We start from the raw sequence: 13598 nt of genomic DNA on the forward strand, positions 1-13598 counted from the left end.
CGCCACCACCGTCATAGACGGGTGGTGGTGTTTCGCGGTTCTTAAGAGTTCGGGCTTCCAGAAGCTGCGGTACGCCATAGACCTCTGTCGGGTCAGGCTTCCTTTGGATCGGGTGTGCTGGGTGCCGGCGTGATTCCGTACTCGGCGAGCCACTCGAGTAGTTCTTGCCGCTGGGTCTGGACCAGTCTGCCGCCGGTGAAGCGGCCGTCATCGGTCACCTCGGCGGTGATCACCTGGGGCGGGACGAAGGATGATGCCTCTTCGTCTGTGGCGAATTCGGCCTCGCCAAGGATCAGACCGTTAAGGGGCGGATCGAAGACGTCGATGCCCAGGGGCGGGACGCTGAAGCGGGTCTTGGACAGCTCTATGGCCGGGAGAGAGGCGAGCCGGTCGTACTCGGGTTGGTTCAGGTAGATGTTCGTGATCAGGCCCTGGACGGGGCCGGCTTGGTGGGCGGGCACCTTCTGGGTGAGTTTGAACTCCCGGGTTCCGTTGTTCAGATGCTCGACCCGCCGCAGACGAAGGCGCGTCCCGTCCAGATACCGGTCGGTGATCCGACGGATGGCGGTGACGGCTGCCACCGGTGGCGGGGCCGCCAGCAGAAAGCGTCTCTCCCGCTCGACTCGCGCGTACTTTCCCTCGCGGACGGACTCTGGTGAGCTCGAGTTGTTTTGCGCGGTCATGCGGCCACCGTAGCGGGGCGCTCGACGAAGCGGGCTCCGGCGCGGACGAGATGGGCGCCGTTGACCGAGTGGCATCGGGGGGTGAGTCGACTCGACGAGCTTGGACGCCATCGCAAGTCCGGCGCCGCGGGCGACCTTCGCGCGGAGCCGGACGATGAAGAAGGCCGCCTGCGCGTGTATCGGGGAAGACCTCGCGCAGGGGCCAACCGGGGCCATGAGGCGGAGGGTGCGCAGACGAAGGGGGTCGGCGGTCGCGATTTGTGCGCTTTGGACCCGAGGGGACAGTCTCTCGTGGCTGAATGGGGTGGACACTGATCGCCTCCACCCAAGGTTCGCTCATGAGGCTCGTTTGCGACTACTTCCGGGCGCCCGACAGAACTACGGCCCTCTTCCTCCACTTCACCGAGTATTGGATAGACACCCCCCTGCCCGACGCGGAAGCAGTCCGGCTGAAGAGCATCGATCCCTATGTCATGCTCGGCACGCTCATCCGCCTTCTGCTGTCCCGGGCGACCTTCGAGGACGTGCTGTACTCCGGCATCCCCGAACTCGAGATCCCGGACCCCGAACTGCTGACTCCGGAGGACGATGACCCCATCATCGTCGAACTGGACGTGCTGGTGCGCGACACCCTGGCCCAAGCCACACAGGCGGAGATGGACGCGGCGGCGCCGCTGTGGGCACAGACCGAGGAGTTCGTCAGCAGGGAGTACATCGGCTTTCCGGAGGCACAGAGAGCGATCGCTGATCTAGCGGGCTTGGCGGGCCGCGCGAAGGCTGCGGGGCAAATGATGTACTGCCTCATCTGCCCATTTCCTCGGATAGTCGAGTGGCTGCCTCCCCAGGCGGAGTGAGCGCGTCGCGGCCGGGTCGATGTTTCTGTGGAGGTGGGCGTCAGCGGGGGGTCAGGTGGATGGGCATGTGGCGGATGCCTGAGTGTTTGTTGCTTCGGGTGTATTCGATCGGGGCGGTCAGTCCGACGGAGGCGACTCGGTCGAGGAGAGTGTCGAGTACGACGCGCATCTCCATTCGGGCCAGTGCCGCACCCAGGCAGAAATGGCCGCCGCGGCCGAACGCCAGGTGGGGGTTCGGGGTGCGTGTGATGTCGAAGCGGTAGGCGTCGGAGAATATTTCGGCGTCGCGGTTCGCCGATGCCCACCAGAGGGTGACCTTGTCTCCTGCCTGGATCTGCTGACCGCCGAGGGAGGTGTCACGGGTGGCGGTGCGGCGGTTGTAGGGCGTTGGGGAGGACCACCGGAGCATCTCTTCGATCGCGGTCGGGAGCCATTGCTTGTTGGCTTGGAGTTGTTCCCATGCCTGCGGGTTGTCGATCAGGGCGTGTATGCCGACGGCGATGGCGTTGCGGGTGGTTTCGCTTCCTGCTGCGATCAGCAGGTTGAAGAGCATTTGCTGTTCTAGGCCTGAGAGGGGAGCGCCGTCTATGCGCGCGTGAGCGGCGAGCGAGAGGAGGTCGTCGGCGGGATTGGTGCGCTTGCGTTCTAGCAATGCCGTCCCGTAGGCGAACATTTCTGCAGCCGCTTGTTGGGTGCGCTCGGTGCTCTCTCCGAGGGCCCGGTCTTCGTGGTCGAGGGTGGCATCGGCCCACAGGAGCAGTTGGTGCCGGTCCTCTTGGGGGACGCCGAGAAGTTGCGCCACGGCCTGTAGCGGCAGTTCGGCCGCCACGTCGGTCAGGAAATCGCATTCGCCCTTCGCCAGCGCGGCGTCCACGATTCGCTCCGCGCGCCGCCGCAGGTCCTCTGCGATCGTCTGCAGGGTGCGCGGGGCCAGGCTCGGCGTCAGCAGGCGCCGGAATTGCTGGTGCCGAGGGGCGTCCATCATGTTCAGCAGGACGCCGGCGGCGAAGCCGTTGGGGAGGTCCTCGATGAGCGTTCCGCCGCCCGTGCGGCCGGGTCCGCCTTCCGAGGAGAACGTCGTGGCGTCGGACGCGGCGGCCACGACGTCGGTGTACCGGCTGATCACCCAGAAGCCCTCGCCGCCCGGAGTGTGCTCGGTCGCGGGGTGCCACCAGACCGGCGCCTCCCGCCGGAGCTCGTCGAAGACCTCGTAGGGAAACCCGTGCGCGAACCGATCCAGATCGGTCAGGTCGAGGTCGTTCATTGTCCAAGGCTGGCACCGGCCAGGGGACAAAACAACTGCTTGTTTGATTATCGGGCAGGTGCGTCGAGCGTCCGGTCAGGGCGATCCGTCGAGGCATCCGTGAGTCCGGCGAGGTTGTCGGCTGCGTCCGCCTCCTCCATGGCGCGCGCCAGTTCGTCGAGTGGCTGCGACGCCTCGATCGGTGAGTGGGTTTCAGTCTTTGCCGTAGTGGGCGGCTATCTCCTTGGGGCTGGGCCAGCGGCTGTAGGTGGGGGACTGCGGCCAGCCGTCGGGGACGTCCTGCCATTCCTCCTGGCGGCCGTACGGCAGGAGGTCGATGAGCGGGAAGGTGTGGGTGAGCTGCTCGGTGCCCCGGCCGGTGGTGTGCCAGGTGCGGTAGACGGTGTCGCCGTCGCGGAGGAAGACGTTGACGGCGAAGCCGCCTCCGGGCGGGGCGCCCACGTCGGTGCCGAACGAGCTGTTCGCCGTGGAGTACCAGGTCATCTTGTTGCCGACCCGCCGCTTGTAGGCGAGCGCCTCGTCGATCGGGCCCTGGGTGACGATGACGAAGCGGGCGTCGTAGGCGTCCAGGAACTCCAGCCGCGTGAACTGCGACGTGAATCCCGTGCAGCCCGGGCACTGCCACGTCTTGCCGGGGAACCACATGTGGTTGTAGACGATCAGCTGGGACCTGCCGTCGAAGACGTCGGCCAGCCGGACGGGTCCCTCTTCGCCTTCGAGGGTGTAGTCGGGCATCTCGACCATCGGCATCCGCCGGCGCTGGGCGGCGATCGCGTCGAGTTCCCTGGTCGCGGCCTTCTCGCGAGCGCGCAGCTCGTCGAGGTCGCGCTGCCAGGTCTCGGCGTCGACGACGGGTGGTAGTGCCTTGGCGGCCATGGGCCCTCCTATGTGCGCGGCGTGCGTTCTGTATGTGGACCTCGCTCGGCCGCCGAAGTCATCGGCGGAGCCATAATTGGCATTGCGTCCAATTGTGATGCGGGTCACGGACCGGCGGGGTTGAGGCGATCACGAGGGCGTTCGTACCGTCGGAGGCAAAGCGGATATCACCCCCCCTCGTGAACGGACAGAAGTCCCATGAGCAGTTCCGCCTTCCGCGTCCGCCCCCGCACCGTCCGCGCCCGCCGTGTCCAGTTCGCCTACCCGCAGGGGCGGCTGCCACGTCACTACATGAACGACGACCTGGTCATGAGCCACATCGTCACCGTGCTGTCGTCGGTGTTCCCCGAGGGCGAGGACTTCTTCGTCAAGACCGTGCGGCACTACCGCGACCAGGTCACCGACCCGGAGCTGAAGGCGCAGGTCGCCGGGTTCATCGGGCAGGAGGTGACGCACGGCCGCGAGCACCGCCACTTCAACGAGCGGCTCCGCGAGCTCGGTTACCCGGCCCGGTTCATCGACCGCCACACCAAGTTCGGGCTGGCGCTCCTGTCGCGGGTGCTGCCGCCGGACGTGCAGCTCGCCGTCACCGCCGCGCTGGAGCACTACACCGCCACGCTCGCCTACGTGCTGCTGAACAAGCCGGAGGCGCGGGACATGTTCACCGAGGCGGAGATCCGGCGGATGTTCCTGTGGCACGCGCTGGAGGAGAGCGAGCACAAGTCCGTCGCGTTCGACGTCTTCCAGACCGTCAGCGGCGACCAGCGCGTCCGCCGGTGGGTCATGAACGCCGTCACCGCCGACTTCCTGCTGTTCGTCGTCCTGATGACGGCGCTGTCGCTGGCGCTCGACCCGGAGGCCTACCGCCTCCCGCGCCTGGCCCGCAGCCTGCGCCGGCTGCGCACCTCGCCGTTCCTCCAGCCCGACGTCGTCCGGCATCTGCGCGACTACAACCGGCGCGACTTCCACCCGGACGACAACGACACCACCGCTCTGGAACGGAAGTGGAAGGCCAAGCTCTTCGACGAGCAGGCCGAACTCGACTGAAGTGCGCGGCCGGATGTGGCGATGCCATGGACAGGGGGCGAACTCGGCTGCGATAAACGGCTTGTAGCCGACACGGCGGGTTGGGTGGGGTCATGCGGACGCTGTACGAACATGCGGGCGGCCATGAGGGCCTCCATCGCTTCATCGATGTGTTCTATGCCTCGCTGCTCGCCGACCCGCTGCTGCAGCCGCTGTTCGGCGAGGGACGGCCCACGCACGTCGACCACCTGACGGCCTTCACCGCCGAGACGTTCGGCGGCCCCGACACCTTCACGCGGGAGATGGGCGGTTTCGCCCATCTCATCGACGTGCACCGCCATCTGAAGATCACCGAGGAGCAGCGGCGCAGGTTCGTCGCGCTCTACATGGCCGCGGCCGACGCCGCGAAGCTGCCGGACGACGCGCCGTTCCGGCAGGCGCTGCTGGAGCATGTCGAGTTCGGCACGCAGGTCGCGACGCAGAACTCCCATGCCGAGACCGACGACGAGCTGCACCCGCTGCGCGAGGTGCCCCACTGGGACTGGCCTTCCGGCACCTCGTGACGCGGCCGCACCGCAGCCGATCTTGGTGTCTATCGTGGGACGGTCAGGATCGTTCACGGTGGACGGGGCTTTCATGCGGTACGTCATCATCGGCGCGGGCGCGATCGGCGGGGCGATCGGCGGGCGGTTGCGGCAGGCGGGGCAGGACGTGGTGCTCGTCGCCCGCGGCGCGCAGTACGAGGTGCTGCGCGAGCGGGGCCTCAGGCTCGTCGGGCCGGACGGCGCGGCGGAGGTGGCCGTGCCGGTCGTCGACGGTCCCGAGGCGCTGGAGCTCACCGGGGAGGACGCGCTCGTCCTGGCGGTGAAGACGCAGGACGCGATCACGGCGCTGGACGCGTGGGCTTCGCGGCCGGTGGAGGGCGGCGGGACGGCGGGGGAGCGGCTGCCGCTGGTCTGCGCGCAGAACGGGGTGGAGTCCGAGCGGCTGGCGTTGCGGCGCTTCCGGCGGGTCTACGGGATGTGCGTGTTCCTTCCGGCGACGTATCTGGAGCCGGGGGTCGTCACCGTGCGGTGCGCGCCGTACACCGGCGCCCTCAATCTCGGGCGCTACCCGTCGGGCGCCGACGAGACGGCCCGGGTGATCGCGGACGGGCTGGAGAAGGCGAACTTCCTCGCCCCCGTCACGTCCGAGGTGATGCGCTGGAAGTACGCGAAGCTCCTCGGGAACCTGGCGAACGCGGTCGAGGCGGTGTGCGGTTCGCTGGCCGGGGAGGAGGAGAAGTCCCTGGTCGCGAAGGCGCGGGCGGAGGCGGTGCGGGTGCTGGACGCGGCCGGGATCGACCGCGCCACCGGCGAGGAGCAGCGCGAACTGCGGGCGGGCCGGGTCGAGGTGCGGCCGGTCGGGGGCGGTGCCCCGGCCGGGGGCTCGACGTGGCAGAGCCTGCGGCGCGGCAGCGGGGCGGTCGAGGCCGACTACCTCAACGGGGAGATCGTGCTGCTCGGGCGGCTGCACGGGATCGCGACGCCGGTCAACGAGGGGCTGCTGCGGGTCGCGAACGACTTCGCGCGGTCGGGGCGGGAGCCCGGCTCGATGACGGGCGCGGAACTCGCCCGCGCCGCCGGCGGGGTGTGAGGAGCGCCCCGGTGCGGCCGGGGCGCGTGTTACACGCCGTTCACATTTGGGCAACAGGTGCGAAATGCCTGGTTGGCACCGTGGTCGGTGCCGAGAAACCCACAAGGCCCGGCAGTGAGCGAAGGGATCGATGTTGAGCTACAAGGCCGAGTACATCTGGATCGACGGCACCGAGCCCACCGCGCGGCTGCGGTCCAAGACCAGGATCCTCCCCGACGGCGCCGACCTGCCGGACTGGGGTTTCGACGGCTCCAGCACCAACCAGGCCCCCGGGGACCACTCGGACTGCGTGCTCAAGCCGGTCTTCTCCTGTCCCGACCCGCTGCGCGGCGGTGACCACAAGCTCGTCCTCTGCGAGGTGTACCTCGTGGACGGCACGCCGCACAAGACCAACACGCGCGCCGAACTGCGCCCGGTCGCCGAGCAGTACGCCGACCAGGAGTCCTGGTACGGCATCGAGCAGGAGTACACCTTCTTCAAGGACGGCCGCCCGCTCGGCTTCCCCGAGCGCGGCTTCCCCGCGCCGCAGGGCTTCTACTACTGCGGCGTCGGCGCGGACGAGGTGTTCGGCCGGGAGATCGTCGAGCGGCACATGGACGCCTGCCTGGAGGCGGGCCTGAAGCTCTCCGGCATCAACGCCGAGGTCATGCCCGGCCAGTGGGAGTTCCAGATCGGCCCGGCGAGCCCGCTGGAGGTCGGCGACCACATGTGGGTCGCGCGGTGGCTGCTCTACCGGATCGCCGAGAACTTCGGCGTCTCCGCGACGCTCGACCCGAAGCCGGTCGAGGGCGACTGGAACGGCGCCGGCGCGCACACCAACTTCTCGACCAAGGCGATGCGCGAGAACTACGACGCCGTCATCACCGCGTGCGAGGCGCTCGCCGAGCGCGCGCAGGAGCACGTCCAGGGCTACGGCGCCGACATCGAGCGCCGCCTGACCGGGATGCACGAGACGGCGCCGTGGAGCGAGTTCAGCTACGGCGTGTCGAACCGCGGCGCGTCGGTGCGGATCCCGTGGCAGGTCGAGGTGGAGAAGAAGGGCTACATCGAGGACCGCCGCCCGAACGCCAACGTCGACCCGTACGTGGTGGCCCGGCTCATCACCGGCACCTGCTGCGCGGCGCTGGAGAAGGCGGGCCAGGTCTAAGGCGGGCCAGCTCTCAGGCAGGCCAGGTCTGACGATTCGGACATCGCGGGACCCCGGGGGGCGACCCCCGGGGTCCTTCGCGTTTCTCAGGGGAGGGGACGGCGGCCGGCGAAGCCGAGTTCGGTGCGGTGGAACCAGGCCAGCTCGGTGTCGCCCTCCAGCCAGCACAGCCGCACCGACCGCCCGTCCAGCGTCGAGGGGAAGTCGATCAGGAACGGGGCGATGCCCTTGATCTCGATCCCCTGGTCGGTGAACCAGCCGACGTGCTCGTCGATGCGGGCCTCGTAGGACTTGGCCTCCGCCATCCCGCCGAACGCCGACTCCCCGGCGGTGCGCAGATCGAGGGCCAGTTCGGCGAGGTCGGCGCGGAGCCGGACGATCTCGGCGGCGTGCTCGCGGACCTCGGGGACCAGCGCGCGCGCCTGCGCCACGGTGAATTGTCGTTCCACCGTGCCGACGCTATCGCTCCGCGACTTTCGCTTACGCGATGAACGACGCTATGACCGGTGACGGGGCCAAACATCTGCAAATTGTTGTGCTTGCGAGAGTTCCCCCTATCGGTGCCGGGTAGCACCTACATCGTTCGCACCGGGGGGAGGGAACATGCCCGATACGCCGTTCGGGCGGTACCCCGGCGGCCTGCCCGGCAGGCACGCCGGCCGTCCTGCGCCACGGCCCTACGAGCGGTCGTTCCGGTGTCCCTCCACGGCGCGGCGGCGCCGGGTGGAGGCTCCGGCGAGGAGGTACCAGGAGTTCGTCGCCCTGCACGAGGAGATCTCGGCGGGGTCGGCGCTGCCGCTGCGCCCGCTGTGGTGGGCGGGGACGGCGGCGTCGCTGGCCGCGGCGGGCATGGCGTTCGCGGCGGTGATGGGGCTGCGCGGCCTCTTCGGCCTGGAGGTGCCGGTGTTCGCGGGCGGGCGCACCGCGGCGGGCCCGGCGGCGACGAGCTACGCGCTGTGCGCGATGGCCGGGACGATCCAGGCGACCGCGCTGATGCACCTGCTGCTGGCCACGGCGGCGCGCCCGGTCCGGGCGTTCGCGTGGATCGGCGGGTTCGGGGTCGTGCTGCTGACGATCCTGCCGCTGCTGCTGCACGGGCCGTTCGACGCGGCGGTCGCGACCGCGTGCGTCAACCTGGTCGGCGGGACGTCGGTGGTGGTGCTGCTGGCGGGGGTGGTGGCCGCCGCGTCGCGGCCGTTCTGGCCGGAGCGGCCGTTCAGGCGCGGCCGACCGTGATGGCCAGCGGGTCCGGCGCGGACGAGGACGCGACGCGCACGTGCCGGAGCCGCCGCCACACCTGCACGTCGACCGGCTCGTCCGGGGCGAGGACGGGCAGCTCGCGGTGCATGCCGGAAAAGCCGAGGCAGAGCGAGACGTCCCAGCTGCCGCGCGGCAGCGGGTCGTCGACGTACGCCCGGGTGACCGGCAGCACGGCCCGGTAGCCGAGCCGGTCGTCCGACTCCTCCAGCGCGGCGATGACCTCGAAGGTCCTGCGGGTGCGCCGCTCGGTGAGGACCAGCGTCGCGGAGATCGGCATGCTGATCCAGCGCCGGTCGATGTGCCCGGTGATGACGACCTCCGCGCGCCGCTCGTCCCAGGCGATCGCGTCCGCGGCGGTCGTGCCGGCGACGTGCGAGCGCCCGCCGACGTCGATGGACAGCGTGCCGCGCGCCCCGAAGTAGGCGGCGACGGTGACCGCGCCGGGCAGGAAGCGGCGCTGCGGCGAGGTGTCGAGGCCGGGCGCGCGCTCGGGCCCGAGCGTGACGACCCGCCCCTCCGGCGGCGCGCCGATGGCGAGGTCGACGTCCCAGAGCCCGCCCGGCAGCGGCTCGCCGTGCTCGACGGCCGCGACGTCCACCAGCGCCTCGAAGGTGATCAGGCCGTCCTCCGCCGTGACGGACGCGGGGATCCGCAGCACGCCGCCGCCGTCGCGCTCGCGCAGCAGCAGCTCCATCTGCGGGACCGCGGGCAGGTCGCCGTCGCGGCCGGCCGCGCCGGCGACCCGGAGCACGGACCCGGCCCAGCCGACCTCCGTCAGATAAGGCTCCGACATCGTCGCCCCCGCCTCGTCCTCCGCACGGTTCACCCGACCACTTCCCCCGCCGCCGTCGTCCAACCTGCCCCCCGCGCCGCCGACCGCGGGAGGGTCACGGGACGACGGTGACCGGCCAGCGGCCGGTGCGGACCAGCCGGACCGCGACGGACCCGATCAGCCGGTGCCCGGCCTTCGTGGACGCGCCGACGACCACCGCGTCCGCGCGGTTCTCGTCGGCGAGGCGGGAGATCACCGTGAACGGGTCGCCCTGCTCGGTCACGAACTCGTAGGGGACCTCGTCGCGCGCGGCGGCGCGTTCCAGCTCGCGGCGCAGGTCCTCGGCGACGGCCTCGCCCGCCTCCCGCATGACCGCGGCGCCGCCGGCGGTGAGCGTGGACAGCGCCGCGATCGGCGCCACGTGCACGAGCACCAGCCGGGCCCCGCCGCGGCGCGCCAGGCCCCAGGCGTACGCGCCCGCGTGCAGCGAGGTCTCCGACCCGTCGATGCCGGCCACGATCACCTTCGGCCCGTCCACGCCGTACTCGAACGGTCCCTCGCCCGTCATCTGATCATCACGCCGACCAGGGTAGTCGGGAATGTCAGGGTCGGCTGAAGCGGGCCACCAGATCGTCCAGCCCGAGCGCGCCCGCCGCGAGCGCCCCGTACATCTGGTCGATCTCGCCGTAGCCGAGATCGCGGGCGACGGCCAGCGAGTCGCCGCGCGCCTCCGCGGCGAGCAGGTCGATCCGCCGCTGGGCCAGCGCCCGGACGAGGCTGCGGCGCCCGGCCTCCGCGGCCTCCTCCGCGCGCCGCAGCGCCAGGCCGCGCCGGATGTGCATGCGCGCCGGGACGGTCACCGCGAAGTCGAGCCAGTCCTCGGACGGGGAGCCGGCCGGGTCGGTGAGCACCTCCACCACGTTGCCGCTGCGGACCTGAACCGACATCGGTGCGAGCCGCCCGTTGACGACGGCGCCGATGCAGCGGTCGCCGGTGCCGGGGTCCAGCGTGTAGGCGAAGTCGAGCGCGGTCGCGCCCGCCGGCAGCGGCACCGCCTGGCCGTCCGGGGTGAACGCGGCGACGTGCCCGGCGGCGAGGTCGGCGCGCAGGCCGTCCAGGAAGTCGGCGGACGGCGCGTTGGACTGCCAGGCCAGCAGCCGGCTGAGCCACGCCAGGTCGCGGCGGCCGGCCACCGCGTCGGCGGTGGCGGCGTCGTCGTCGCGGGCCCGCCGGATGTGCGCGACGATGCCGTACTCGGCGACCGGGTGCATCGCCTCGCTCCGCACGATCACCTCGAACGGGTCGCCGTCCGGGCTGATCACCCGGGTGTGCAGCGACCGGTACATGTTGTCCTTCGGCACCGCGATGTAGTCGCGGACCTGCCCGGGGACCGGGTGCAGCGCGGCGTGGACCGCGCCGAGCGCGATGTAGCAGTCCTGTTCCGAGCCGTCGACCAGCAGCAGGAGGCGGGCCGCCTCGCAGGGCCGCAGCCCGGCCAGGTCGCCGCCGGACGACACGTGCACCGCGTACAGGTGCGACGGCCGGATCCGCACCTGCGCGCGGACGCCGTGCTCGGTGAGCGCGGCGCGGATCCGGGCGATCGCGGGCGCGAACGCCGCGCCGGCCCGCCGCAGCGCCGTCCGGACGGCGCGGCCGGTCGCGGCGTGCGCCTCGGGGGAGCGGGCGGCGAACGCCAGGTCGTCCATCTCGCGCTTCAGCACGTGGATGCCGAGCCGCTCGGCGAACGGGACGAGCAGCTCCTGGGACGCCTTGGCGTACGGGGCGCGCTTGTGCGCCGGCCGGTAGCGCAGCGTGCGCAGGTTGTGCAGCCGGTCGGACAGCTTGATGACCAGCACCCGCAGGTCGGCCGCCGCGGCGAGGACGATCTTGCGGAACGTCTCGGCCTCGGCGCGGTCGCCCCACCGGCTGCCGTCCAGCTTCGTCACGCCGTCGACCAGGACCGCGATCTCCTCGCCGAAGTCGGCGCGGAGCTCGCCGAGGGTGTAGTGGGTGTCCTCGACGGTGTCGTGCAGGAGCGCGGCGACGAGGGTGGTGGTGTCCATCCCCATCCCCGCGAGGATCATCGCGACGGCCAGCGGGTGGGTGATGTAGGGCGCGCCCGACTTGCGCAGCTGCCCGCGGTGCAGCCGCTCGGCGACCTCGTAGCCGCGCAGCAGCTCCGCCTCGTCGCCGCCGGGGCACGCGGCCCGGTGGACGGCGAGCAGCGGCGCGACGGCGGGGAGCACGGGATCGCCGGCGGCGGGACGGGAGCGGCGCAGCGGCAGCCGGATCGGGCCGCGCGGCGCCCGCTCCGGCGCGCCGGGGAGCGGCGCCGCCCGGGGCCGGCCGCGCGCCGGGAACCCGAGCCGCCCGCGCGGCGGCACGCGGACGCGGCCGTCGGGAAGCACGGCCCCTTCGGGAAGCACGGCCTCGCCCGCCCGCGCGGCCGCGGGGACGGCCGCGCCCGCGGCGGCCGTGCCCGTGGCGCCCGCGCCTGTGGAGTTCGCCGGATCGAGGGTCGTCATCACGCCCACCTGCCGCCTGCCCCTGTAGCGCCGCTGCTACTGGCTGTGACCGACATTATGCGCGATGTCGCGGCGACGGCGCGAGACCGGGGCGTTCGCGCCGGGCCGGTGCCGCCGGACGGCCGCTGGAGCGCGCCATCGCCGGCCCGGCCCGCACGCCCATTACGGACCCGCCGCGGCGCGCTGTCAAGACGAATTAACACGCGCTTCACGGGCCGGAGATTTTCCGGATGCGCTGACCAGTGTATTAATGCTCGCAAGGGCGCTGGGCCGTCTTTGGTCAATGTGCTCGCGCCGCGTTCTGTCAATGCGGATGGATAATGGCAAAATGATCCTCTCCCCGCGAGGCGTGCGAACCGCCGCGGCGAATGCCGTCCAGCTCGCGCGACACGGCCATCTCGCCGATCTGCGCCCGATGCCGGCCGATCCGGTGGAGGGCGGTGGGGCGGCCCGCGCGGTACGGCGGTACCGCCCGCCGGAGGGGGTGGTGCCCGCGGGGCCGCCGGTGCTGTTCGTGCCGCCGCCGGCCGTCCCGGCCCGCTGCTACGACCTGCGCCGCGGGTGCAGCCTCGCCGAGCACGTGGTGCGTGCCGGGCGGATCGGCTACCTGCTCGATCGCGGCCCCGAGTCCGCTGAGCAGGAAGCCGGCCTGCGCGAATGGGTCCGCGAGGTGCTCCCGGAGGCGATCCGGACGGTCAGCCGGGACGCGGGCGGGCAGCCCGTCCAGCTCGTCGGCTGGTGCCTCGGCGGGGTCGTGGCGCTGCTGGCCGCCGCCGACGACCCGGGCCTGCCGATCGCCTCGGTCGCCGCCGTCGCGGCGCCCGTCGACGCCCGCGCGGCGCGGCGCCCGGTCCGCCTGCCGGTGCCGCGCCCGGCGGCGCGAATCGAGGAGCGGCTGCTCCGCCCGTATCGGACGCTCGCCCATCTCGACAATGCCGATCTCCTCGCCCAGATCGAGGCCGTCGATCAATTCACCGCGGCGATGGCCGGTTTTCCCGGGCGCACCGCGCGGCACATTCGCCGCGCCCTTTTCCGGGACGGCGCGCTGACCGCCGGCGCCGTGGACGTCGACGGCCGGCGGGTGGACCTGCGGCGGGTCCGGGTGCCGGTGCTGGCCATCGCGGGACGCGGCGACGGCGTCGCGCCGGTCCGCTCCGTCCTGCCGCTGATCCGGCTGCTGCCGGCGGCGCCGAAGGTGCGCTTCGAGGTCGTGTCCGGCGGCCACCTCGACGTGCTGACCGGACGGTCCGCGCGGGCGACCACCTGGGCGCACCTGGACCGCTGGCTGGACGAGGGCACCGTCCGGCACGGCATCCGCCGGCAGCGCCGCGCCCCCGCGGCGACCGTCTGACCTGACCGCCCGGTCGTTCGCCCGGCGGGTCTTCCGCAGGCCAAGGAAGGTTCGAAAGTCCTTTGCGGTAGGGCCATCAGGGCGTCCCCGGGTGTGTCGTCTCCGTGTTCCGTCGGTCGCTGACCGTAGTGTTGCGCACCGTTGTCGAGAGCGAGGGTCACCAGCCGCGCGGCCACCGGGTCGGGCCGCGCGGGAGGGCGTCGGG

Annotated in this window: 14 protein-coding genes; 7 read left to right on the top strand and 7 right to left on the bottom strand. The window is 71.8% G+C overall.

What is annotated here, in order from left to right:
• Positions 1-92 precede the first annotated feature (92 nt).
• Positions 93-683, bottom strand: a complete 591-nt coding sequence (locus ACA514_RS42420; RefSeq protein WP_375047131.1) for a hypothetical protein — start codon at positions 681-683, stop codon at positions 93-95.
• A 299-nt stretch (positions 684-982) separates the two neighbouring features.
• Between ACA514_RS42420 and ACA514_RS42425 the strand changes: the two genes are divergently transcribed.
• The gene (locus ACA514_RS42425) at positions 983-1537 is read left to right on the top strand and encodes a hypothetical protein (protein ID WP_375047132.1); all 555 of its coding nucleotides are present in this window, start codon (positions 983-985) and stop codon (positions 1535-1537) included.
• A gap of 40 nt (positions 1538-1577) precedes the next feature.
• Here ACA514_RS42425 and ACA514_RS42430 read toward each other — a convergent pair whose 3' ends face one another.
• Both ACA514_RS42430 and ACA514_RS42435 read right to left on the bottom strand, forming a co-directional pair.
• The gene (locus ACA514_RS42430; protein WP_375047133.1) at positions 1578-2801 is read right to left on the bottom strand and encodes a cytochrome P450; all 1224 of its coding nucleotides are present in this window, start codon (positions 2799-2801) and stop codon (positions 1578-1580) included.
• 192 nt (positions 2802-2993) lie between these two features.
• Entirely contained in the window at positions 2994-3677 is a 684-nt protein-coding gene (locus ACA514_RS42435) for a DUF899 domain-containing protein (RefSeq protein WP_375047134.1), read from the bottom strand.
• Positions 3678-3875: 198 nt separating this feature from the next.
• On the opposite strand from ACA514_RS42435, the gene ACA514_RS42440 reads away from it, so the two are divergent.
• The 4 genes from ACA514_RS42440 to glnII all read left to right on the top strand — a co-directional run bounded on the left by ACA514_RS42440 (position 3876) and on the right by glnII (position 7485).
• Positions 3876-4724 (top strand): metal-dependent hydrolase, encoded by an 849-nt coding sequence (locus ACA514_RS42440; protein WP_375047135.1) that lies wholly within the window; start codon positions 3876-3878, stop codon positions 4722-4724.
• Between the two features lie 92 nt (positions 4725-4816).
• On the top strand, positions 4817-5266 hold the full coding sequence (locus tag ACA514_RS42445; RefSeq protein ID WP_375047136.1) for a group II truncated hemoglobin: 450 nt from the start codon (positions 4817-4819) through the stop codon (positions 5264-5266).
• 73 nt (positions 5267-5339) lie between these two features.
• Positions 5340-6338, top strand: coding sequence for a ketopantoate reductase family protein (locus ACA514_RS42450; RefSeq protein WP_375047137.1), 999 nt, complete (start codon positions 5340-5342; stop codon positions 6336-6338).
• A 130-nt stretch (positions 6339-6468) separates the two neighbouring features.
• Entirely contained in the window at positions 6469-7485 is a 1017-nt protein-coding gene (gene glnII / locus ACA514_RS42455; protein ID WP_375047138.1) for a glutamine synthetase GlnII, read from the top strand.
• Positions 7486-7571: 86 nt separating this feature from the next.
• Here glnII and ACA514_RS42460 read toward each other — a convergent pair whose 3' ends face one another.
• Complete coding sequence (locus ACA514_RS42460; RefSeq protein ID WP_344264086.1) at positions 7572-7934, bottom strand: DUF2203 domain-containing protein; 363 nt, start codon at positions 7932-7934, stop codon at positions 7572-7574.
• Between the two features lie 154 nt (positions 7935-8088).
• Between ACA514_RS42460 and ACA514_RS42465 the strand changes: the two genes are divergently transcribed.
• Positions 8089-8721, top strand: coding sequence for a hypothetical protein (locus tag ACA514_RS42465; protein ID WP_375047139.1), 633 nt, complete (start codon positions 8089-8091; stop codon positions 8719-8721).
• Here the strand turns inward: ACA514_RS42465 and ACA514_RS42470 are convergent.
• The 3 genes from ACA514_RS42470 to ACA514_RS42480 form a co-directional block, all read right to left on the bottom strand.
• On the bottom strand, positions 8702-9571 hold the full coding sequence (locus ACA514_RS42470; protein ID WP_375047140.1) for a hypothetical protein: 870 nt from the start codon (positions 9569-9571) through the stop codon (positions 8702-8704). The genes ACA514_RS42465 and ACA514_RS42470 overlap by 20 nt on opposite strands.
• A gap of 61 nt (positions 9572-9632) precedes the next feature.
• Complete coding sequence (locus tag ACA514_RS42475) at positions 9633-10085, bottom strand: universal stress protein (protein WP_375047141.1); 453 nt, start codon at positions 10083-10085, stop codon at positions 9633-9635.
• A 34-nt stretch (positions 10086-10119) separates the two neighbouring features.
• The gene (locus ACA514_RS42480; RefSeq protein ID WP_375047142.1) at positions 10120-12042 is read right to left on the bottom strand and encodes a RelA/SpoT family protein; all 1923 of its coding nucleotides are present in this window, start codon (positions 12040-12042) and stop codon (positions 10120-10122) included.
• A gap of 328 nt (positions 12043-12370) precedes the next feature.
• Here ACA514_RS42480 and ACA514_RS42485 point away from each other — a divergent pair, with 328 nt between their 5' ends.
• The gene (locus ACA514_RS42485; protein WP_375047143.1) at positions 12371-13393 is read left to right on the top strand and encodes an alpha/beta fold hydrolase; all 1023 of its coding nucleotides are present in this window, start codon (positions 12371-12373) and stop codon (positions 13391-13393) included.
• Positions 13394-13598: the final 205 nt, after the last annotated feature.

Source organism: Actinomadura sp. NTSP31 (genome assembly GCF_041951385.1).
GTDB classification, from domain to species: Bacteria; Actinomycetota; Actinomycetes; order Streptosporangiales; family Streptosporangiaceae; genus Spirillospora; species Spirillospora napierensis.